19 protein-coding genes and 1 pseudogene are annotated in these 21730 nt (G+C 62.0%); 10 read left to right on the forward strand and 10 right to left on the reverse strand.

Annotation, left to right across the window (positions count from 1 at the left end):
• The first annotated feature begins 118 nt into the window (after positions 1–118).
• Positions 119–976, forward strand: coding sequence for a hypothetical protein (locus NKI31_RS13240; protein ID WP_031253510.1), 858 nt, complete (start codon positions 119–121; stop codon positions 974–976).
• A 145-nt stretch (positions 977–1121) separates the two neighbouring features.
• On the forward strand, positions 1122–1895 hold the full coding sequence (locus NKI31_RS13245; RefSeq protein WP_352651801.1) for a hypothetical protein: 774 nt from the start codon (positions 1122–1124) through the stop codon (positions 1893–1895).
• 64 nt (positions 1896–1959) lie between these two features.
• Here the strand turns inward: NKI31_RS13245 and NKI31_RS13250 are convergent, their stop codons facing one another.
• From NKI31_RS13250 to NKI31_RS13270, 5 genes and pseudogenes are all read right to left on the reverse strand, one after another.
• Positions 1960–2313 (reverse strand): tetratricopeptide repeat protein, encoded by a 354-nt coding sequence (locus NKI31_RS13250; RefSeq protein WP_023821145.1) that lies wholly within the window; start codon positions 2311–2313, stop codon positions 1960–1962.
• 66 nt (positions 2314–2379) lie between these two features.
• The gene (locus tag NKI31_RS13255) at positions 2380–2784 is read right to left on the reverse strand and encodes a hypothetical protein (RefSeq protein ID WP_352651802.1); all 405 of its coding nucleotides are present in this window, start codon (positions 2782–2784) and stop codon (positions 2380–2382) included.
• A 173-nt stretch (positions 2785–2957) separates the two neighbouring features.
• Entirely contained in the window at positions 2958–4598 is a 1641-nt protein-coding gene (locus NKI31_RS13260; RefSeq protein WP_352651803.1) for an ABC transporter substrate-binding protein, read from the reverse strand.
• A gap of 425 nt (positions 4599–5023) precedes the next feature.
• Positions 5024–6010: an alpha/beta hydrolase gene (locus NKI31_RS13265; RefSeq protein WP_031196895.1), complete on the reverse strand. Its 987-nt coding sequence runs from the start codon at positions 6008–6010 to the stop codon at positions 5024–5026.
• Positions 6011–6013: 3 nt separating this feature from the next.
• Positions 6014–6292, reverse strand: a pseudogene (locus tag NKI31_RS13270) (isochorismatase family protein); the annotation flags it as partial.
• A gap of 64 nt (positions 6293–6356) precedes the next feature.
• On the opposite strand from NKI31_RS13270, the gene NKI31_RS13275 reads away from it, so the two are divergent.
• From NKI31_RS13275 to NKI31_RS13285, 3 genes are all read left to right on the forward strand, one after another.
• Positions 6357–6725, forward strand: coding sequence for a GFA family protein (locus tag NKI31_RS13275; protein ID WP_352651804.1), 369 nt, complete (start codon positions 6357–6359; stop codon positions 6723–6725).
• A 150-nt stretch (positions 6726–6875) separates the two neighbouring features.
• A complete protein-coding gene (locus NKI31_RS13280; protein WP_023667470.1) occupies positions 6876–7526 on the forward strand; it encodes a YiaD family glycine zipper/OmpA-like lipoprotein in 651 nt (216 codons plus the stop codon).
• A 236-nt stretch (positions 7527–7762) separates the two neighbouring features.
• On the forward strand, positions 7763–8371 hold the full coding sequence (locus NKI31_RS13285) for a hypothetical protein (RefSeq protein WP_023681486.1): 609 nt from the start codon (positions 7763–7765) through the stop codon (positions 8369–8371).
• 227 nt (positions 8372–8598) lie between these two features.
• Here NKI31_RS13285 and NKI31_RS13290 read toward each other — a convergent pair whose 3' ends face one another.
• Positions 8599–9729 (reverse strand): DegT/DnrJ/EryC1/StrS family aminotransferase, encoded by a 1131-nt coding sequence (locus tag NKI31_RS13290; RefSeq protein ID WP_050588626.1) that lies wholly within the window; start codon positions 9727–9729, stop codon positions 8599–8601.
• A complete protein-coding gene (locus NKI31_RS13295; RefSeq protein WP_196813702.1) occupies positions 9726–11372 on the reverse strand; it encodes a B12-binding domain-containing radical SAM protein in 1647 nt (548 codons plus the stop codon). Before NKI31_RS13295 ends, NKI31_RS13290 begins: the two co-directional genes overlap by 4 nt.
• Positions 11373–11451: 79 nt before the next feature.
• Here NKI31_RS13295 and NKI31_RS13300 point away from each other — a divergent pair, with 79 nt between their 5' ends.
• The 5 genes from NKI31_RS13300 (at position 11452) to NKI31_RS13320 (ending at position 15448) form a co-directional block, all read left to right on the forward strand.
• Positions 11452–12141, forward strand: coding sequence for a class I SAM-dependent methyltransferase (locus tag NKI31_RS13300; protein WP_196813703.1), 690 nt, complete (start codon positions 11452–11454; stop codon positions 12139–12141).
• 64 nt (positions 12142–12205) lie between these two features.
• Complete coding sequence (locus NKI31_RS13305) at positions 12206–12874, forward strand: acetyltransferase (RefSeq protein ID WP_023738924.1); 669 nt, start codon at positions 12206–12208, stop codon at positions 12872–12874.
• Positions 12874–13827 (forward strand): hypothetical protein, encoded by a 954-nt coding sequence (locus tag NKI31_RS13310; protein ID WP_023738923.1) that lies wholly within the window; start codon positions 12874–12876, stop codon positions 13825–13827. The genes NKI31_RS13305 and NKI31_RS13310 overlap by 1 nt, the downstream gene beginning before the upstream one ends.
• Before the next feature lie 86 nt (positions 13828–13913).
• Positions 13914–14780 (forward strand): hypothetical protein, encoded by an 867-nt coding sequence (locus NKI31_RS13315; RefSeq protein ID WP_352651805.1) that lies wholly within the window; start codon positions 13914–13916, stop codon positions 14778–14780.
• Positions 14777–15448: a WbqC family protein gene (locus NKI31_RS13320; RefSeq protein ID WP_352651806.1), complete on the forward strand. Its 672-nt coding sequence runs from the start codon at positions 14777–14779 to the stop codon at positions 15446–15448. Before NKI31_RS13315 ends, NKI31_RS13320 begins: the two co-directional genes overlap by 4 nt.
• A gap of 42 nt (positions 15449–15490) precedes the next feature.
• Here the strand turns inward: NKI31_RS13320 and NKI31_RS13325 are convergent, their stop codons facing one another.
• From NKI31_RS13325 to NKI31_RS13335, 3 genes are all read right to left on the reverse strand, one after another.
• Complete coding sequence (locus NKI31_RS13325) at positions 15491–17104, reverse strand: DEAD/DEAH box helicase (RefSeq protein ID WP_031243648.1); 1614 nt, start codon at positions 17102–17104, stop codon at positions 15491–15493.
• Between the two features lie 192 nt (positions 17105–17296).
• Positions 17297–18064 carry an NAD kinase gene (locus NKI31_RS13330; protein WP_023681482.1) on the reverse strand — a complete coding sequence of 256 codons (768 nt, stop codon included), beginning with the start codon at positions 18062–18064 and terminating at the stop codon, positions 17297–17299.
• Between the two features lie 444 nt (positions 18065–18508).
• Entirely contained in the window at positions 18509–21484 is a 2976-nt protein-coding gene (locus tag NKI31_RS13335; protein WP_352651807.1) for a caspase family protein, read from the reverse strand.
• Positions 21485–21730: the final 246 nt, after the last annotated feature.

The raw sequence follows: 21730 nt of genomic DNA on the forward strand, positions 1-21730 counted from the left end.
TCGCGGGCCGACACTGACAATACGCCAAGGCAATTGCAAGCGGCGGCAACCGCAAGTATCAATATCGGTGATTTATACTTTCTGATTTCGGGTATCCATTAGTCGGGGGGAATGTAACATGACGTCAATCGCGAGCGAGCGGCCGGAACGGTTCAGCATCGGCAGGGCTTTCAGCAATACGTTTTCGGTAATCGGACGAAGCTTCGTCCCACTTGCCGCCATCGTCGGCCTTTTTTCGACGCTGCCTGCGCTGCTGTACAACATCTGGAGCTTTAGACAGATTGCAAAGATAGCAGTACCTGGGGCGAGCTTCGAGCAATCGGCTATGGCGGGCTATGGTGCCGTTTCGATGATTGCCGGCCTGGTGCTCCTGATCTTGGCCTTTCTGGCGCAGGCGGCGCTGGTACGAGCGACAATCGAAGATTTGAACGGCAAGCGCCCGTCGATTGGCGATTGCATTCAGATAGCCCTGCGCAGCTTCCTCCCCACGCTCGGAATTGGTCTTGTGATCATCGTGGCAATGTTTCTGGTGGCGATGATATTAACGGTCATCACCATGGCCATCCCCATCGTCGGCGGTGTGATTGCACTTCTGTCGCTCATCCCCATAGCCATGTGGCTGATCAGCATATCGGTGGCTGTGCCTGTCGCAGTTCAGGAAAGGCCTGGCGTCTTCGCCTCGATTTCGCGAAGCAGGGCGCTGACGAAGGGAAGCCGCTGGCGGATATTCGCGCTGTTTCTGGTCCTCGGCATTGTTGCGATAGGGCTACAAGTGGTTTTCACCTTGCTGTTTCAGGCTGCTATTGCGAGCGGCGGGATCAGCACGACCGGTCTCATTGCCGCTGCCATCGGAAGCAGCCTGCTGTCGACAATCGTTTCGGCGGTGATTTCGGTGGCGATTGCCGTCACCTATGTCGAGCTGCGCCAGGTCAGGGAAGGCACCAGCGTCGACGAACTGGCGGAGATCTTCTCGTAACGAAGGTTTTGGCCCGAGAACAGCCAGTCATGTTGGCGCGATTGGCCGGGATCTAGCTCGGGCCGGAAGGGGTAATCATGGCATCGACGGCGTCGGCGCGGCTGAGAAGTTCCAGATCGGCAGGGTTTTCAACAACACCTTCGCCGTGATCGACCGCAATCCCGGTCTGATGATTGCTTTGGCGGCGCTTTTCCTGGTCCTCCCAGCAGTTGCGCTCAATCTGTCGAACCACTGGAATGGCGGCCCCAACGGCTACATCGCCACACCTCCACTCGGCGCGAAGTGGGTCATTATGAGCAGCTCGTTCTTATCGCTCGTTTTAAGCCTGATCTATTTCGTTTGCGCGCTGTTGCTTCAGTCCTCGCTGGTGCAAGCGACGATAGAGGACCTGAACGGCAAGCGCCCGGCGATCGGCGACTGCATCCAGATAGCCTTGCGCAGCATAGTCCCGACGCTGGGGGTGGGGCTGATTGTCTTTTTGGCCATGATCCTTGGCCTCATCGTGATGGGCATCGCCGGAATGTTGGTCCCGATCTTCGGAGCGATCATTGCCTTCGTGGTGTTGCTCGTTGCCGGCATCAGGTGGCTGCTCGGCATACCGGTTTCCGTGCCGGTGCTGATGCAGGAGCGGCTTGGCATGTTTGGCGCGATGTCGCGCAGCCGTGCTCTGACAAAGGGCAGCCGCTGGCCGATGTTCGGTGTCTTTCTGATCCTGTTTTTGGCGGCGCTTGCCTTCCAGATGATGTTTGCCTTGCTGATCGGCCTGATTTTCGCTTTCTTCAGCGGCCTCTCGACGGTCGCCCTGATTTTCGGCGCTATCGGAAGCGTCCTTATCGCGACGGTCGTGTCCACGGTGGCATCGGTGGCCATGCGGTCGCCTATGTTGAACTGCGCCAGGTTAGGGAAGGCACCAGCGTAGACGAACTGGCGGAGATTTTCTCTTAGAAGGCGAAGCCGACTCGGCTGGTCGGGCGGCGGGGATTTCAGTGACAACAGCTTGGCCCCGCCTCCGCGCTCGTCCGACACAGGCACGACGAGGTGATCGCCACATCCCGCGCGAGCTGGACATGGTCGAAGCAGCGTTTGGCCGCACGGTCTGCCTCGTCCTTGCCGTGCTCGTTCCAGGTGAGGTTGTAAAAAGGCCCGGCGGCATAGGCGATGCCCCAATGCACGAAGGCGCAATCAGGATCTGTCTCCAGCGCCTTCTCGAAGCACTTTATGCCTTCCTCATGGTTGAAGCCGTAGCACCAGTTCAGCCCGATATCGAACCAGCGCTGCGTCTCGGCCGAGGCGGTGGAGATTGGACGGCGATAGGTGCCGAGGTCGAAGTGGTCCATGCGTTCTCGTGCAAAATATCGCGGCCAAAGTGTATCAGGCCTTGAACTCAATGTTGGGGTGCTGACCTAGGTAAAGTGCGAAGCAATCTGTTCGACAGGGTCCTTGTCTGGGCGCACCAAAAGCCAGAAGATCAGCCCTGTAGCGCCACCGAATATCCCTATGAAGGAGCATGCATAGAGAACTCCGCCGATTCCCAATGGAGGACTCCACTTAATGAGGCCGAAGACAAACGCTGGAACAAAAACTGCCAGAAAGCCAACGACGACGTATACCCAAAAAAACTGCCAGCGCCGTCGGGTGAGGACATAGAAGGCCGGAATTCCTACCACCGCCTCCACAACATAGAAAACAAGGGTTACGAAGATGAAGCCCGACAATGGCCCCGTCTCAGGGTGGTTCGCATGCCAATTGTAGCCGGGCAGGATCGCCGGAATAATGGGTGCAAGAATGAAAGCCCAACGGGCGCGCATGTGTATTCTCCGGAATGACGCGAGCCCACAGCGGCGCCTCGTCGACACACCAGACCGATCCACGATCGCCGCGTCAAGACAAACACCGTCGTAAATGCTCGGAGTGCGCTGCAGGTATTTACCTGAGCGACATACCGCTCAGGTGCCAGCCGGTATGCGGCGTCCCCGAACGATCACCCCTCCAGCCACACCTTCTCAAAATGCTGCTCCAGCGACTGGTGCTGTTCGCAGCCCTGCACGCCTTTGCGATAGGTGCGGTAGACCGAGCGCCAGTAGGGCTGGATGATGATGCCGGCATCGCGCAGATTCTGCTCGATCCTGGCCATGATCTCCTTGCGCTGGGCGGCGTCCGGCGTTGCCAGCGCCTTGTCGAGAAGCGTGTCGAATTCCTTGTCGGCATAGGCGCTTTCGTTCCAGGCGGCGCCCGATTTATAGGCCAGCGCCAGCACCTGGACGCCGAGCGGGCGGCCCAGCCATTCGGTTGTGGAGAAGGGGTATTTGCTCCAGTCGTTCCAGAAGGTCGCGGCGGGCAGCACGGTTCGCTTGATCTTCAGGCCGGCCTCGCGCATCTGCGCGGCGATCGCATCGCCGGTGCTCTTTTGCCATTCGACGTCGACCGAGATCAGCTCGAATTCGTGGTCCGTCTTGCCGGCCTCGGCGAGTAATTTCTTGGCCTGTTCCGTGTCGCGCTTGGCCGGGCCGATATCGGCAAATTCCGGGTGCATCGGGCCGACATGGTGATTGTCGGCAGGCTTCCCGCGGCCGCCGAGGCCGAGCGCCAGCACGGCCGAATTGTCGACCGCAAGCTGGGCGGCGCGGCGCACCTTGACGTCGTCATAGGGCGCGTTGCCGACATTGAAGCGGGCAACGATGGTCGAGCCGGTGGCGATCTCGGAATTCAACAAGCCCATCTGCTCGGTCTGCGACACGGCGTCGGACGCGGTCTCGTGGTCGGTGTCGATTTCGCCGGATTCGAACGCCGACAGCATGGCGTTGGGGTCGGAGCCGTAATCGACCCATTTGATGCCGTCGAGGTAGAAGTCGCCCTTCCACCAGGGCTTGTCCTTGCGCTTCACCTCCGCACTGGTCTCGGCATTCCAGCTGCCCAGTTCGCAAGGGCCGGTGGTGATCGCCAGCGCCTTCATCGGGTCGTCGCCGCCCTCATAGGAGCGATGCATGATCAGCGCGGGATAGTCGGCCATGCCGGCGATCAGCGAAATGTCGGGTTTCGGCAGATTGAGCTTTACGGTGAAGTCGTCGACCTTCTCGATGCCGCCATCGACCGGCTTCTTGGTGTCGGCATTGACCAGCGCGCCCATGCGCGCGGCGACCGAATTGCCGGGGACGGAAGCGTCGCACCAGCGGTTGAGATTGTGGATGACGTCATCGGCGTTGAAGACGTCGCCATTCGACCAGGCGATGCCCTTGCGCACATGCAGCGTCAGCGTCCTGGCGTCGTCGCTGGTTTCCCAGCTTTCGAGCAGCCACGGCTCGAAGGTGAAGTCGCGGTTCCAGCGCACCAGATATTCGTTGCAGTGGCGCGCCACATTGGACATCTCGACACCGTCGAAGGTGCGCGGATCCTTGAAACCCTTGACGTTCATGGCGACGCGCAAGGTGCCGCCGCGCTTCGGCTCCTCTGCCCGGGCGGGCGACGCGCTGAGGCCGCCCAATGCCAGTGCTCCGGCCGCGCTGACGCCGAAGCCGGCCATGATGGCGAGATATTCGCGCCGGTTGACGCCGCCCTTTGTGAAATCTTGGGCGACGGGTTTGGCCTGCGGGTGCAAATTGCGGTCGGTCAGCATGAATTTCATCGTCGTTCCCTCTTTTGTTGGGCGCCCCGACGGTCCGCCTCCGCTGGGGCGGATGCGATCATCGGGCGCCGTTGCCTGAGCAGGTGATGATAAAGCGGGCCGACCCCGGGAAATGTTCGCTTTTCCGCAATTCTTGTGCGCCACTCCGCAGTGGGAGTGCAGACAATCTCCACCTTGTGGGCGCGGCAATCGCATATGGATTTCGGCGCTTTGCGCTCTACGAATACCCCCACGCTTAATCCCTCCCCACAAGGGGGAGGGAGACTTCGGCAGCGCCGAACTCGGCAGATTGGCCACGTTGAGCGCCGCAATATAGCGGGCGGCAGCGTTCCCTCCCTTGTGGGGAGGACTAGGGTGGGGTCCTCTTCGCAAAAATCTCATATGCGATTGCCTGCCCACGAGGGGGAGATCAGCGCTTCGCCGCCTCAATATGGCCAGTCGTTCTTGCCGAGCACGGCGACGGCGGCGATGGCTGCAAGCGTGCACACGAACGCCTCGCCGGCGCGCGGAACATTTTTGCGGGCGCGCAGAAAACTGTGCACGAGGCGGTTCTCCTCATACCACCAGGCGCGGCCGCCGGCGGCAACGACGCGGTCGCGATAGGTCTCGCCGTCCGACGACAGCGGATCGCACTGGGCAGTGATGATGACAGTCGGCGGCAGGCCGGAGAAGTCGTTGTCTTTCAGCGGAGAAAAAGTCGGGTCGTCGGGCGACTGTGCCGGGGCAGCGCGAATGGTGCGGTAGAACGCGATGTCGCGCAGCGTCAGCAACGGTGCCTCGGCATGTTCGACATAGGAGCCGGCACTCTCGTCGCCGCCGAGGCCGGGATAGATCAGCACCTGGCCGGCCGCCCGGCGCAGGTGGCGGCGAGACGCGTGCGCGACCGCGGCGGCAAGGTTGCCGCCGGCGCTTTCGCCGACGAGCACGATCGGCAGGTCCGTTGTCACCGCCGCCCATTCGAACACGGTCAGCGCGTCGTCGAAGGCGGCCGGGTGGGGATGTTCCGGCGCCAACCGGTAGTCGGCCGAGACAACGTCGAAACCGGTGCCGGCGCAGATCTCGGCGCAGATGTCGTCATGGCTGTCGAGCCCGCCAAGCACAAAGCCGCCGCCATGATAGTAGACGATGACGGCGCGCACGGGCTTGCCCGCCATCCGATAGTAGCGGATCGGGATGGCGTGCCCTGCATCGGCGGCGATGATGCCGCCGCTGGCCGAAACCCCTTTGGGATAACCCTGATGGAAGGCGCGGCACATCGCATCATAGACCGACCTTTGCTCGGCGATCGGAAGTTCGGCGATTTCTGGCGGGAACCAGTCATTGACCAGGTCGATATACTCCCACAGCGCCGGATCGAGCAGGGTGGCGTATTTCCCCCGCCTGGCGGTCTTGAGCTTGTGGACCGTGCCCATCTCTCAGAGCTCGCCGTAGAGCCGTTCGGCGTTTTCAAACGTGAAGCGCAGCGGTACCGAGCCTTCGACCTGCCATGCATCGATGGTGTCGCCCGCCATCAGCCGGCACGCGTCTATCGTGTTGGTGACGGCGCCGCCATAGAGCCGGTTGGCAAGGTTGAGGATGGCGGTCTGGTGCATGGCGGCACTGCCGCTGCCGCAGGCATCCTTGACCAGAAGCACGCGAAAGCCGGATGCCACCGCGTCCTTCACGGTGGCGTCGATGCAGGCCTCGGTCCAGACCTCAGGAGCCTTCCTTTATGGTGCCTTGCCGCATGGGTGGCGGCAACGGAGAGGAAAGCTTTTCATGACCATCAAGGCCAGCTGTCATTGCAAGGCGACGACGTTCGAGGTTTCGCAGGCGCCCGAGACGGTAACACAATGCACCTGCTCGTTCTGCTCCAAGCGCGGTTCGCTGTGGGCTTACTACGTTCCGTCGCAATTCAAGCTCACCAGCTCGCCGGAAAACGTTTCCTTCTATCAATGGGGATCGAAGACCGTCAAACACAGGTTTTGCGCCATTTGCGGCTGCGGCACCTTCACCGAAACGCCGGACTGGTCAACCGGCAAACCGGACTTCGACAATCCCAAGATATCAGTCAATTCGCGGCTGTTCGACGATTTCGACCTCGATAAGGTCGAGGTGGTCGTCATTGACGGCAAGAACCTCTGGTAGGCCAGCACCAGCCACCGAAGCGGAAGAGTGGCGCGAGCGGGGAAAAGCCGCTTTCGCCGCTCGGTTTTTCGCCGCATTTCATGTTACAAGACCGGAGAAGGGCTTATATGCGCGAGCCGCAAAGGCCGCGCTTTGGAGAGGGACGATTCTATGAAAAAGACTGTGCTCGTCGCCGTTGCGACGGCTGTGCTGGTGAGCGCCTGCACCACGACCGATCCGTACACCGGCGAACAGAAGGTTTCGAACACCGCAGCCGGCGCCGGCCTTGGCGCCCTGGCGGGTGCGGGCCTCGGCCTGCTTGCCGGCGGCAATGACCGCCGCAACGCGCTGATCGGCGCCGGTATCGGCGCGCTGGCCGGCGGCGCCATCGGTGCGACCATGGACCAGAACGAGGCTGAACTGCGCCGCCAACTCGAAGGCACCGGCGTCAGCGTCACCCGCACCGGCGACCAGATCATCCTCAACATGCCGTCCGACATTACTTTCAACGTCGACCAGGATGCGGTGAAGCCCGGCTTCTACCAGGTGCTGAACTCGGTTGCGCTGGTGCTGAAGAAGTTCAAGCAGACCACGGTCGACGTGTTCGGCCACACCGATTCGACCGGTGGCGACGAACACAATTTCGATCTGTCGCAGCGCCGTGCATTGGCGGTCGCCAACTATCTCTCAGGCCAAGGTGTCGATTCGCGCCGCTTCGCCGTCACCGGATTCGGCAAGACCCGTCCGATCGCGTCCAATGGAACGGCGGCCGGCCGTGCGCAGAACCGGCGCGTCGAGATCCAGCTTTCGCCGCTGACCTGAATTGTTCGGCATCGAAATGCGAAGGCGGCCCCCGCAAGGGGCCGCTTTCTTTTTGGGCTCCTGTGGTCCGTCAAAAGGTCTAACGCATTAGAGATTTCTAATAATTCCTTTCCGGAGGCCTTGGAAGGGATTAGCATTGGTGCGGTTCCAGAGGGGATGGGGCGATACAAACGGCCGCGCAGTCACTTAGTCGGCCCCGGTCCTGCACGGCCAGATAGGAAATCTGGGAGGAATGCATGACAAGAACAGCTCGTCTTGGGCGTTGCGGCGTCCTCATTTTGACAGGTCTGGTCTCCGCTTGGTGCGCAGCGGCCACGGCTCGAGCCGAGGACGCCAACAAAGCCGACATTGAAGCGTTGAAGAAATCGCTCGCCAAATATGAAGACTACACGGTCGCCGTCCGCGACCTTTATCTGTCGACTGTCGGGTGCGTCTATTACAGCGGGGACAGGATCGAGGGCGCAATGGACTATCCGAAGGGCGCTATGGGCATCCATTTCGTCAACGTCCCGAGTGTCGGTCAGAAACTCGATCCGATGCGCCCCAATGTGCTGATCTACGAGCCGACCAAGAAAGGCTTGAAATTGGTTGGCGTGGAATGGCTGGTGCCCCTGACGCCAGACACCAAGGAACCTCCAAAACTATTTGGCCAGACCTTCATGGGACCGATGGAAGGGCACTATCCGCTCATTCCGAGGGAGTTCGTCCACTACGACCTTCATGCCTGGCTGTTCAGAGACAATCCGAACGGCATGTTCAGTCCGACCAACCCGAACGTGAAATGCAGCAAGGCAGAGTTTCCGATGCTGGAAAAACCGACCAAGATGATGCCCGGCCCGATGTGACGGACGGGCCAGGATAGGAGCGTGCCAAGAGTGCAAGCTGGCCGGCTGCATTTGAGAGCGCTCGGGATCGGGCTCGGACGACGATGGGCATGAGGGCCGGCGCGCATGAAGGCTGCCCGCATGATGTCGTCGCGGAAGCCGACAATGGCGGCAAAATTGCGCACGCGCCAGCATCGCGCTGGGCGCTAAGGGGCCGTTTTGCCTTAGGAGTCGACCAGACATTCGGCTCAGCCCGCAGCAGCCACTTCGCTGAGGATCGAGCAGATGCGGGAGATTGTTTCATCCGCAAGATCGGTCCAACAGGGTAGCCCCAGTTGAGTCGCTACCAGTATGTCAGTGGTCTGTAGCGGCAGCCTGGGAAAATGTTCGAAGGCTGCGTGCCGATGCAGACCGCCACCCCACCACCGGCGCACACCAACCCCTCCTTTCGCCAGCGCCGTGAGCGCCCGGTCCATCGAACCAGGCCGCAGGCCAATGGTGACGGTGGAGGATATCCATTTTTCACCGAACCCCTCCGGCAAGCTCAGCTCGGAAATCGACCCCAGCGAGCGGCTATAGCTTGTGGCAACGCGCTTGTAGGCGGCACGCGTATGTGGCCACAGCTCAAGTGCGGCCAGGCCGACGGCCGCACCATACTCGCTGAGCTTGCCGTTCAGGGCCGGTCTGACCGCCTCGCGCGAATTTGAAAAACCAAAGTTGGCACCCTCCGCGATTTCCTCGATCAGAGAGCCGTCGTCTGACGCGATAAAACAACCTTCGCCGATGCCGAGTGCCTTGGTGGCATGCAGGCTGACGACTGCCGGAACCCGCGATGGCGTCAAGGTGTCGAAGGCTGCGGCTGCGTCAATTACCACGGCAAGACCGGTATCGCTCTTGAACCGATCCCAGTTCGCGACACCAATCGGGCGGCCGAACGGCATGACCGGCATGACCGCTCCGACGCCGCCGGGAGCCTGGCGGAGGAGTTCTGCCGCGCTCTCGGGCAACAGTTGCTGGCTGTCCAGGTCTACGTCGACCAGCCATGGAACGAGCCCTGCGAGGACCGCCGCGTGCGCGCTGGCCGCGAAGGTCCAGGACGGCATCATGCAGAGACTTCCCTTCGCCGGTTTCTGCGCCATCAATGCGAGCGCCAACCCCAGCGTTGCGTTTGCGCCACATACGACATGGCCTGCAGCGGTCCGAGTCTTGAGAGCTTCCTGGAAACGCCGGTTCAACGGACCGTTGTTGCTGTACCAGCGAGTTGCATCGATCTCGTGCAGATAGGGAAGGATGCTGTCGCCTGTCGGCAGTCGCGGGCGCGACACGGGAACATCGGGCGCTGGGCCGGGATCGGCATCCCACAATCCGTCGGCGTTCAAGCTCTACCGCCTGCGGTCTTGTCCAGATAGAGGCCTTCATTTGCGGGTATGGGCCGCAAGGTTTCGGGCCGGCTGGTCCCGATCTCGATCTTACTGCTGGTCCGCGAGATGGTGTAAAAATGCCAGTGATCGGCGCAAAGCAGCACGAAACTGGCGAATGGTATCGCCTCGCGGCCGCAGAGACGCCGGTTGCGGCGCCAATGCCTGACATAGGCGCCGCCCAGCGACATCGCGCTGCGCTTGGCAAGCAAAGCTCTGAAGAGTCGGGCAGCCATCAGGATGGCACCGGCCAATTCCGCAATCCGGGTCACGCCGGAACGCTTCCGGCCGATCAGGGTTGCAAGCGTCGCCCGGCTCTTGCGAAAGCCTGGCGATCCGAAATAGCCATCCACAAGGCGGCTGAAGTAGGCGTCCGGCTCGTAAAGGCGCTGCACCAACCTGTCATAGCCGGCCCTCAGCGCTTCGCGCGTCATCTTCTTCGGGCGGAAGCTGACATAGGGGTCGCTGAGGTCCAGCCGACCCTCCATCTTCAGCCGCCCATAGAGCGGCGTCGTGGGGATCGGGCACAAGATTGCCACAGATGCTTGCGCGATACCGATTTGCTGAATGAACTCGAACTGCTCATCGAAGATCGCCTCATCGTCGCTATCGAAACCGACGATGAAACCCGCCTGAATCACCAGCCCGCTGTCGCGGATGCGCTGCAATTTGTCGATCATGCTGTCGCCACGAACGTTCTGGATCTTCCTCGTTTCCATCAGCGACTTGGCGCGGGGCGACTCGATGCCGACAAAGACTTGGCGGAAATTGGCCAGACGCATCAGATCGAGCATTTCCGCGTCGTCACCCAGATTGATGCTGGCTTCTGTCGAAAAGGCCAATGGATAGCCGTTTACCTTTTGCCAATCGATCAGGCCTCTCAGGAGTTCCTTGGCCTTGACCTTGTTACCGATGAAATTGTCGTCGACCAGAAAACAGGTACGGAAGCCCGCCTTCACGATCGCATCGAACTCGCGAATCATTTGCGCCGGCGACTTCAGGCGTGGCCGGCGACCGAAGATGGTAATGATGTCGCAGAATTCACAAAGGAACGGGCATCCTCGCGAGAACTGTAGAGACGCTACCACGTAGCTTCCAGATTTCAGCAGGTCATATCGAGGCGTGGGGACGGTCTCCATATCGGTTTTCGCGTCCTGCTCGTAGCGCTTCTGGACAGGCTCTCCGCGAGCGAAAGCCGTCAGGAAGCGAGGCCACGTTTCCTCGGCTTCGCCGATGAAGCGCACGTCGCAGCGGTCGACAAACTCCGCCTCCGACACCGAGACATAGGGACCGCCCGCGGCGACGGTAATCGGTAGATCGCGCAGTCTCTCGAGGATTTCAAACATGCGGTCGCGCTGCACGATCATGCCGGTCACGCCGACGATGTCGAAGGCACCGAGCCGCTCGAAATCCAGGTCCTCGACATTCTCATCGAGCAGGACGACATCACAATGATCCGGAGCAAGCGCCGCAAGGGCGGGCAGGGAACCTGTCACGATCCAGCTGCCTTTTTGGCCAGGCAGAACGGGAAGCACCTCGTCCCGGCTCCAGACGGAAGGGCGGAACCGCGGATTGATGAGGCAAACCCGAAGCTTGCGCGGCAAAGGCATATTCGAAGTGTGCATCGAGTATAAGCCTGTGAGTGAGCGATTCAGTGACATGATGTTTCGCGCAGATTATAGAGTGATATACAAGCCAGCCGACGCCTTCTATTGCCAATTAGACGAGGTATTCCAATTGCCCGACAGTGGTCCATACGACGCGCTGGTCGCCCACTACGAGGCGTGTCTTGCACGTCATGGCGATACGCCCCAGGGAGTCGACTGGCCGGATGCCGGGGGGGCAGCGACACGTTACCGCATAATGGCCGAGGCGATGCGTGAGCGCGACCGGGTCGATGTGCTGGACTTCGGCTGCGGCGCCGGCCACTTCCTCGACTATTTGCGCCAATCCGACGATCGCAAACTGCGATATCGGGGGCTCGATCTGTCCGCACGGTTCATTGACCTGTGCCGGCGCAAATATCCCGGCGTGACCTTTGACTGTATGGACGTGATGCAGAATGAGGTGGTTGTGCCCGAGGCCGACTACATCATCATGAACGGGGTCTTCACGGAGCGTTGTGGCGTCGCCTACGAGACGATGTTCGACACCATGACCCGGTTGATCGCAAGGGTGTTCCCGCATGCCCGCAAGGGAATGGCCTTCAACCTGATGTCGAAGCACGTCGACTGGGAACGCGAGGACCTTTTTCACGTGCCTTATGATCGGATAAGCCACTTCGTCGTCGGTCAATTGTCGCGTCATCACCTCATTCGCGCCGACTACGGGCTCTACGAGTACACGGTTTACGTCTACAAGGCTGCCGCGTAGCCGACGATCCGCGGATTTCCGGCTTGCGGGTCAAGAATATAATGGGCATAGGCGCGGGGGCGGCATGGCGGACGTGGTTATTTTTGGGATGGGCCAGATCGCCGAGGTCGCGTGGGCCTACCTCGACAGGTTCGGAGAGGATCGCGTCGTCGGTTTTACTGTCGACGAAGACTTCCTCACACAAACCGAGTTCAAAGGTCTTCCCGTGGTCGCCTGGGAAAAGCTTGAGGACCGATTCCCGCCTGAAACCGTCAAGCTGCTTGGTCCGCTCAGCTACCAGAACCTCAACGAGTTCCGCCGTGATCGGCATAAGCAGGGCCGGGCGCGCGGGTACAGCTTCACGCGCTTCATCCACCCCTCTACGCACAATATGGCGGACACGGTTGGTGAAAACTGCTTCATTCTCGAGAATTGCACGCTGCAGCCGTTTGTCCGCCTCGGCGAAGGCATCATGATGTGGAGCGGTAGCCATGTCGGTCATCACTCCATCGTCGAGGATTTCTGCTTCGTCTCGTCGCAGGTGGGGCTGGCGAGCGGTGTCCATATCGGCACGTGCAGCCTGATCGGCGGCCAGGTCGGCATCGACAACGGCATCACGATCGGTGCCGGAAGCTATATCGAGTCCCGTTGCATGATCCGGCGCGATGTGCCCGCCAACAGTGTAGTGCGTCATCCCTCGGACTTTCCGAAGCCCTATTCCAGCGCCCGTATCAAGTCGATGAAGTTCCGCTGATGCCTGGCCGTCAGAGGAAATGGACCCGGCAGGGGTTGCTGGTGCCCATAAAGGCGGGGCACGGGTGGTGGGGCAGCTACGCGCAGGTTCCGACGGTCCTCGCCCTTTCGCCTCGGCTTTGGCGCATCTATTTCGCCGGGCGCAATAGCGCCAACCGGTCATCCATCCTGGCCGTTGATGTCGACCCGCAAGACGGCATGCGTGTGTTGGGTGAGTATTTCGACCCGATCATGGAGCCGGGCCTGCCAGGCACTTTCGATTGCTCGGGGCTGGGGCCCTCCTGCGCGGTGATGATCGGTGGGCGCGTGCATCTGTATTATTCGGGCATCTACCCACGTAGCGATGTCAGCTTTCAGATCGCCATCGGGCTCGCCACCAGCGATGATGGGCTGAATTTCGAGAGAGCATTTGCGGGGCCGGTCCGCAGTATCGGTCCGGCAGATCCCTATTTCGTGTCAACGCCCTTCGTTGGTGCGATCAAGGGCGGCTATCGCATGTGGTATGCGAGCGGCACCGGTTGGGTGGAGACCAGAGGTGTCCGGGAGCCTGACTATGTGCTCCGCAGCTGTGTTTCGCCAGACGGAATTCTGTGGGAAACAGGCTCGGTCCCGGTCCTAGGTGACGACCTCGGGGACGGGAACAGCCAGACGCGTCCCTGGGTCACGCATGAGGCTGGCGGTATACGGCTGTGGTACAGCCGCCGCGGGCGGGACTTTCGCGATGGTGGCAATGAAGCCTACCGCCTTTTTTCCCGCCTGATAGATGTCCGGGATGGCATGGCTGGCGAGGCGGAACCTGTGATCTTCAGCAATCCGCCGGCGGCCGGCGACTTCGACAGTTGGATGCAGGCCTATTGTTGCGTCATGCGACGCGCTTCCGGTGAAGTGATGTTCTACAACGGCAACGGGTTCGGCGAGGCCGGCATCGGCTGGGCGACTCGCGATTTGACATGACGGGGACCGGCATGACTTTCGAATTTCGCATCCCGATCCTGCCGGAGCCGGAATTTTTCTCAAACGTCAAGCTGGCAGCTTTGTCGTTGGCCAAGCTCGGCGGCGTCTATGCGGCCGCCCCCATTGTGGTCTCTGTTGGCGGGCATGCCGACATCGACGAACTCCATGCCGCCAACACCTGGTCCTCGGCCTTCCCGGTAACGTGGCGCCCCGTGCCGCGTGCTATCAGCGACCGGGGTTTCTCCTCGGGCTTTGACCGCTATGCCGAGGCGCCGCGCGGCGATGTCATCATCCTCGCCGACGCCGACGCCTGCCTGATGCGGCCGATCGACGAGCTTTTGCAACGCATGCGCGACGCTGATCGGCCGAGTGTTGCCGGCCTACCGGCGCATTTCTCGCCATTTTCGAGAGATGGCTCGGAAAACAACGCTGCATGGCGTCGGCTTCTTGAGACGCTCGGCTTTGCAGATACGCCTCTCAACTGGCGATATTCCGAGTCGTCGGATGGCGCCTTCGGCGGGTGCCCCGCCTACATCAACTATGGCTTCGTCGTCTTCAACAAAAGCGCTTTCAGCGCCATTCAGCCACTGATCCGCCCGCTTACCGCGCGCGTACTGGATTATTTGAGGGATCAGCCCTCGATCTTCTTTTCCGGCCAGATCGCGCTGTCGCTGGCCATCCTGACGGTCGGGGCCGATGCGTTGCCTCTCGGGCCGGAATACAATTGTCCAAACTCCGACGAGATGCTGGCGCACGGGCTGCGCGACCCGGCGGATATCCGGGTGCTGCATTATCTTCGCCGCGAGCAGTTCGATCGCCACAGCTTCCTGTGCAACCGCGACGAATTCGACGCCTTCTGTTGCAAGTCGTTCGCATCGCCGGTCCTTCAAGCGTTCCAGCAGCACGTTCGAAGCTTGCCTCATTGCTTCTATGGCGAAGGCAAGACGCAGTGACGGGCAAGCTCACCATTGCTGTCATGCAGCCATATTTCTTCCCGCATGCGGGCTATTTTCGCCTGATGGCTGCGAGCGACGTCTTCGTTGTTTTCGACGATGTCCAGTTCCCGCGCCGGGGACGGGTGCATCGTTGCGAAATGACACCGGGCCGCTGGCTGACATTGCCGCTCGCGCCTATGCCGTTCGATACACAGATAAAGGATCTGCGCTGGGCGGACGGCGCCCGAACCGCTCTGGACAAGCGCCTGGCCGCTTTCGGCCTGCCGGGCCAGGCGACAACGCCGGCCGCGGAGCGGATCAGCCGCCATCTGACCGGGTCGCTTGGCGACGTGACAAGCTTTCTCGAGAACGGTCTTCGGCTCGTCGCCGACGCGCTCGAACTCAAAGCAAACATCTTGCGCAGTTCCAGCCTCGGCGTTGATCCCGCCTTGCGAGGGCAAGCGCGCATTATCGGCATCGTTCGAGCGCTCGGCGGACAGCGCTACATCAACGCTGCCGGTGGGCGCCACCTTTATGCCACCGAGAACTTCCAGCAGGCGGGCATCGATCTGCAGTTTCTCGTGCCCTACGCAGGGAGGTTCCCCCACATCCTGCCTGCCTTTTTTGGCAATAACCTCGCCGACCTTCGCGACGATGTTCGAAACACGTGCCAATGGGGGCCGTGAGCAATTGCCGATCACTTGGCAGCTATTTTAGGACTGCGACGATCAGACCTTGGCGACGATCTTCATGAAGGCCGGCATGTCGTCGCCGAAGCCGACGGTGCCGTCATTGTCTTCACCGCGGTTGTTGCCGCGGGCAGGGCGGCTGTTGCTGGCGCGCTGCGGCCTTGTGTCGCCGCGTTCCGGGGCGCGGTTCTCGTTGTTGCGATCGGAGACCTTGCGGTCGCTGTTTTCGGAGCGAATCGCTTCCTTGCGCTGATGCCGTTCGCCGATGTCGGCGACCGCGGCCTCGGCTACCACCGGCTGTTCCTCGCGCGCGGCATCTGCCGCCGGCGCGTCGTCGCTGCGCTTGGCATGGCGTTCGCGCGGCTTGCGCTCGCCACCGTCCTTGCGATCATGGGGCTTGCGGTCCTCGTCCTTGCGGCCGGCGCGGCGCGGAGCGCCACGGCCACGGCGGGGCGCTTCGTCCTCGCCGCCTTCGCTGGCGACCACGGTCGACAGGTCGCCGTCATGCCACTCGATCTTGTTGCCGATCAGCCGCTCGATGGCGTCGATGTATTTGGTGTCGGACTTGGTGGCGATGGTGAAGGATTTGCCCGAGCGTCCGGCGCGGCCGGTGCGGCCGATGCGGTGGACATAGTCTTCGGCGTGGATCGGCACGTCGTAGTTGAAGACGTGGCTGACGTCGGGAATGTCGAGGCCGCGCGCGGCGACGTCGGACGCCACGAGATAGCGCAATTTGCCATCGCGGAAATTGGCCAGCATCTGCATGCGGGCGCGCTGGTCCATGTCGCCATGCAGGGCGCCGGCGTCGAAATCATACTTCAGCAGCGAGCGGAACAGCTCCGCGACCTCGACCTTGCGGTTGCAGAAAATGATAGCGTTCTTCAGCTCGGCGTCTTCGGCCTTTATCAGATTGCGTAGCGTCTCGCGCTTGTCCCACGGCTTGGAGCCGGACTTGACCAGGCGCTGGATGATGTTGGTGGCAGCGGATGCCGCCTTGGACACCTCGACGCGCACCGGCGCATGCAGGAATTTCTCGGTGAGCTTGGTGATCTCCGGCGGCATGGTCGCTGAGAAGAACAGCGTCTGCCTGGTGAACGGGATCATCTCGCAGATGCGCTCGATGTCGGGGATGAAGCCCATGTCCAGCATGCGGTCGGCCTCGTCGATGACGAGGATCTCGACGCCGTTGAGCAACAGCTTGCCGCGCTCGCGGTGATCGAGCAGACGGCCGGGTGTGGCGATCAGCACGTCGGCGCCGCGCTCGAGCTTCTTGTCCTGCTCGTCGAAAGAGACGCCGCCGATCAGCAGCGCGATGTTGAGCTTGTGGTTCTTGCCGTATCTGATGAAATTCTCTTCGACCTGCGCGGCGAGCTCGCGCGTCGGCTCGAGGATCAGCGTGCGCGGCATGCGTGCACGGGCCCGGCCTTTTTCGAGGCGGGTCAGCATCGGCAGCACGAAGGAGGCCGTCTTGCCGGTGCCGGTCTGTGCTATGCCCAGAATATCCTTGCCGAGCAAGGCATGCGGGATGGCGCCAGCCTGGATCGGCGTCGGCACGGTGTAGCCGGCATCGGTGACTGCGGAAAGGACCTTCGGCGACAGGCCGAGGTCTGAAAAGGTCAACGCTTCTGGAGCGGTCGTGGTGTCTGAGGACAAGAGTTGCTGTCTTTGGCTGGTTCGGGGAAGCGCAACGGCATCCGTCGCGGCAAGCACAGCGTGCCTGCAAGATTGGTATTGCGATTAGGCGCAAGCCCGCGATTTGTCAACAGAAACGGGCGGGATTGGCACGATTGTCAAAACGTAAGCTTAATCGCGATGCTTAATTAGGTAGTCACTCTTTGCGCCGGCTCAATAGCGAAACTGCTCGGCGAGAATGCGTTCGTTCCACGAATGGTTGGGATCAAACAGCAGCGTCGCCGTCGCAGTCGGCGATTCCCGGACCGTCACGGAAGCCACCGCCTTGACCTCGGTATGGTCGGCGGCGGTGTTCACCGGGCGCTTTTCCGACTCCAGAATATCGAAGCGTACGGTCGCCTTGTTGGACAACAGGGCACCCCGCCAACGGCGTGGCCGGAACGGGCTGACCGGGGTCAGCGCCAGCAGCGGCGCATCCAGCGGCAGGATCGGACCGTGCGCCGACAGATTGTAGGCGGTCGAGCCGGCCGGCGTCGCGATCATCACGCCGTCGCAGTTCAGTTCCTCGATTCGTACCTGCTCATCGACGGTGATGCGGATCTTTGCCGTCTGGTAGGACTGACGCCACAGCGCCACCTCGTTGATGGCGAGTGCCGAAACCGTCTCGCCCTCATGCGTCAACGCCAGCATCTCCAGCGGGCGGATCGTTTCGGCGACCGCGGCCGCGATGCGCTCGGTGAGGCCGCCTACGCGGTACTCGTTCATCAGGAAGCCGATGGTGCCACGGTTCATGCCGTAGACCTTCTTTCCCGTGCTCATCGTGTCGCGCAAGGTCTGCAGCAGGAAGCCGTCGCCACCCAGCGCCACCACCACCTGGGCGTCGTCGAAGGATGCCTGGCCATAGCGGGCCGACAGGCTCTCCATCGCCGCCTTGGCATCGGCAGTGTCGGAGGAGACGAAGGCGAGATTGGCTTTGCTCATGACATTCCGATGGCGGTCGGCCGATGGCGGTCGGCGGCGGTTGCGTGGGGTAGCATGGGCAAGCGCATCTGCAAAGGGAGGCATCGTCCGGCGCAGTTGCGGCCGCGGCGAAACGGAATCGGCGGCTCGCGCTTCATGTCGCCGGAACGGCGAATGTGATGGTTAAGTGCGAGCTTAAGCACTCGTAAAGCCTGATCGATCATGTTAGCCGACAGAGGATGGGTGGCTGGGGGGCTAGCCAGTCGAGACCTGTCTATTGCCGGTGACACGCCTGATTATCGTCTTCCTTGTGATGGGAAGTTTCGCCCTTCTCTTTGCGGAGCTTGTGCGGCAGTCCGAAGACATGAGCTCCAGGCCGATGGCCTCACGCTGCGGCGGCGCCGGCGTGCCATGCCCGCAAAACGCATTGTAGGCGAAGCCAATCCGCCAACGACGATCCGTCGCCTACTGCCCGACAATCCTCAGATTGGCGTTGCCGTAGAATGTGTAGGCGAGATAGGTCGGATCGCCGGTCCGGTAGAATTCTCTGCGGACATCCTGCAGGATCTCGGCCAGATAGACCGGCCCGTCCTTGATCCGCGTGCTGATGCCGCCATAGAAATCGGTCGAGAAGGCCGCTGCCGCGCGGTCGGTCAGTGGCCACATGCCGCCGATGAAGCCGGAAGCGCCGCCCGCCAGCACCGCCGGACCCCAGCCCTGCACGAAGCCGCCGAGCATCTGGGAACGGCCTGTGTCGCAGGCGTTGAAGAAGTAGAACGGATTGCCCTTGCCATGCGCGGTGGCGACCAGCGCAGCCCATGTATCCGGGTCGAGCGACTGATCGACGAGATCGATGGCAAAGACCGGCCGGCCACTGCTCGGCTGGTTGACCTCGCCATGACCGGAGAAATGAATGAAACCGGTCGAGACTTCACCGACCAGTTTCTCGAAAGAGATGAAATCGCCATCGAAGCGGCGGTAGCCGTAAAGCTTGCTCAGCGCCGCGATCTCGTCCTGTTGGAAGCGCAGCGAGCGTTTGTCGACATAGGAGGGCGCGACAGCCGCGACGCCGGTGAAGGTCATGCGGTCGAGCGGGTTGTCGACCTGTGAGGCACTGCTGCGCGGAGCCCAGCGCGCCAGCCGGTAGCCCATGCCGAGAAAACCGTCGGCGACGGCGCCGTCGGCGCTGCGCGGGCGGATCAATTCCCAGGGCAGCGTCGGGCTGTTCGAGGTGATCTGGATCGAATGGAGTTCGCCTTTGCCGCGCAGCGACCAGAACACGTCCTTGAACGGTTTCGGCACATAGTCGCGGTAGAGCGCATCGCCAAAACCTTCGGCGGCGAGCGTGACAAAGCGCTTTTGCGCCCCCGTATCGCTGCTTGCGGCAGGCTGCTGCAGCGAAACGGCGCCGCGCAGGCTCAATCCGAGCTGCAGCAGGCGGCGGTATTCGGAGTCCAGCCATGCCGCCATCTCAGGTGGCGTCGAGAACGTATCGGTCACCGGACCGGCCAGATGCGGCGAATGGATGATGATCTGCCCCGAACCCAGCCCGCTCGGATCGTCATAGAGGATGGTCACGTCGAGATCGGGGACGTCATCGCCGGCTGCGCCGCCGAGCGTCACATTGCCAGTTACCGCCGGCTGCGGCGGCGCTGCGGCCAGCATCAGCATGGCAGGTGCTGCGGAGCGTTCGGCTGCGGCGCTCCGAGCGGCTGCCTCGACAGGCGGCGTGCGACGGATGACAACGGACCGCGACGCCGATCCGAGGAACCTCCCGGCGCTGTAGATGCGTGCGATGAACTGGGACGGCTTGCTGTCGTTGGCGGTCGGCCGCGCCTTGACGTCGAAGCGGACGAAGTCGCTGTCGCCCTGGCGGTAGAGCGTCGTTTGCCGGCTCCATTTGCCGCCGTCGGTGAGATCGAAGCCGGAGGCGAACAGATCGATGTCGATCGGCCATTGCTCGGCTCCCGCCGGCATCGCCATGGCCAGGGCGCCATCTTCTGTCACCGACGAGCCCGGCGCTGCCTTTACCTTCACTTCGGGCGTCAATTGCTCCTCGGTCAGAGCGATCGAAACGGTCACCGTCCCGCCGGCGACAATCTCATCCGGCGCATCGATGGTTGGATGGCGCACCACCTCGACAGCGCCCGTCTCGGGTTGTGGAAGGGCGCCGCCGGAAGGAGGGCTTTGCGCCTGGTCGATGGGCGGCGGCGCTGGTTTCGGTGGCGCCTGCGCCTCCGGCTGACTTTCGGTGCCGGTCGCGGGTGGCGGGGCCGATGTCATGCCGTCCTCAGGGGGGATCCCTGCCTTATCGGGGGGCGGTTCGGCGCCGGTGGCTTCGCCATCCTGCGGATAGGTCCCGCCGAGATTGTTCTGGGCAGCGGCCGCAGCCGCGTCTTCCAGACGTTGCTTTTCCTCTTCGTATCGTTGCCGAGCCTGCTCCTCCTGCAATTGGCGCTGCTGTTCCTGGCGTTTGTATTCCTCGTAGAGCGCCGCCTCCTTCGCGCTGTCGCCCATCGCGGCATCGGGACTGCCGGAGCCCGGTGCAACGTCCATGGGGTAGGGCTCCTGACCGCTGTCATCGGCGTAGTCGCTGCCGTCAGGCTCCCAACCCCCACTCCCGGAGATGTAGCCGCCGCTCGCCATCGCCGGCGGTGCCGGTTCCGGCACAAGCGGCAGCGCCGGTGCCGCGCCGGCCATCTGGTCCGGCGTCAGCACAAAGGCAGCGTCTGCCGAGCGGCCATATGCCATCCATGGCCACTGGGCGCCTGACGTTTTGTCGATAGTGGTTTGCCTGACCGAGGCGAGGATGATGGCTATGTCCGCGCCGCGCTTGACCAGCGCAGCGGTGAGCGCATCGGCAAATACGGTGACGGGGCGGGCTTCGTCCAGTGCAACGGTTCCGGGTTTGGCCGACAGGGCGACGATGGCGTGGGTGAGGGGATCGACCGCCGCCAGACCCTGCATCACGCCGGAAGTAGGGTTGTGGCCATCGCCGGGAATGTCGAGCAGAACCACCTTCAATGTCGGGGTTGCCTCGAGCGCCTGCATGAACAGATCGAGGGGCAATGCCATCTGGTCGACCGTTTCCTTTGAATCGATCCGGGTGCCGCGCGTCAGTAAATAGTTCCTGCCGTTGGCCTGCGCGGTGTGGCCGACATAGTAGAAGATGCCGACGGAGTCCGGATTGGCTAGGGATTGGGCGAAATCATGCATGGCGCGCGCGACATCGGCGCGATCGCCATCCGACACCTGCCGGACGGCGAAGCCAAGCGATCGTAGTGTCGCTGCAACGAGTTCGGCACTGAGGTCGGCGTTGGCGACTGCCGGTGAGCCCTCATAGGCCGGATTGGCGACAACCAGCGCTATCCGCTCTTCGCCGCGCGCAGCGGAAAAGAACGCCATGGTCATCAGCAGCACGACCGCCAGAAAAAGGCGCATGACCGTAGTCCAAACCCTGCAGGCTGCGGCGCCCACGCCACGGCTTGCCCCAATTCATCAATGGCCCCGAGCTTGACCATATCATGTCGGCTTCGCCGGCGCACTGCCGGTGCCGATGACGCAGTTGTGTCGCTAAAAGATATTGACTGTATGTTCAGTAATTAATACCGTTGCCCGAGATACCGAGTTGGTCAGCCGGCATTCGCCGGTGAATGACCACCAGGACGAAGGGAACTTACGGACTCG

Source organism: Mesorhizobium sp. M0659, from assembly GCF_040320605.1.
Classification (GTDB): Bacteria; Pseudomonadota; Alphaproteobacteria; order Rhizobiales; family Rhizobiaceae; genus Mesorhizobium.

What these genes read in the sequence shown, in the direction of transcription:
- NKI31_RS13240 (WP_031253510.1), top strand. Translation starts at nt 119, where the DNA reads ATGACGTCAATCGCGAGCGAGCGGCCGGAACGGTTCAGCATCGGCAGG.
- NKI31_RS13250 (WP_023821145.1), bottom strand. Translation starts at nt 2,313, where the DNA reads ATGGACCACTTCGACCTCGGCACCTATCGCCGTCCAATCTCCACCGCC.
- NKI31_RS13255 (WP_352651802.1), bottom strand. Translation starts at nt 2,784, where the DNA reads ATGCGCGCCCGTTGGGCTTTCATTCTTGCACCCATTATTCCGGCGATC.
- NKI31_RS13260 (WP_352651803.1), bottom strand. Translation starts at nt 4,598, where the DNA reads ATGAAATTCATGCTGACCGACCGCAATTTGCACCCGCAGGCCAAACCC.
- NKI31_RS13265 (WP_031196895.1), bottom strand. Translation starts at nt 6,010, where the DNA reads ATGGGCACGGTCCACAAGCTCAAGACCGCCAGGCGGGGGAAATACGCC.
- NKI31_RS13275 (WP_352651804.1), top strand. Translation starts at nt 6,357, where the DNA reads ATGACCATCAAGGCCAGCTGTCATTGCAAGGCGACGACGTTCGAGGTT.
- NKI31_RS13280 (WP_023667470.1), top strand. Translation starts at nt 6,876, where the DNA reads ATGAAAAAGACTGTGCTCGTCGCCGTTGCGACGGCTGTGCTGGTGAGC.
- NKI31_RS13285 (WP_023681486.1), top strand. Translation starts at nt 7,763, where the DNA reads ATGACAAGAACAGCTCGTCTTGGGCGTTGCGGCGTCCTCATTTTGACA.
- NKI31_RS13305 (WP_023738924.1), top strand. Translation starts at nt 12,206, where the DNA reads ATGGCGGACGTGGTTATTTTTGGGATGGGCCAGATCGCCGAGGTCGCG.
- NKI31_RS13310 (WP_023738923.1), top strand. Translation starts at nt 12,874, where the DNA reads ATGCCTGGCCGTCAGAGGAAATGGACCCGGCAGGGGTTGCTGGTGCCC.
- NKI31_RS13330 (WP_023681482.1), bottom strand. Translation starts at nt 18,064, where the DNA reads ATGAGCAAAGCCAATCTCGCCTTCGTCTCCTCCGACACTGCCGATGCC.
- NKI31_RS13335 (WP_352651807.1), bottom strand. Translation starts at nt 21,484, where the DNA reads ATGCGCCTTTTTCTGGCGGTCGTGCTGCTGATGACCATGGCGTTCTTT.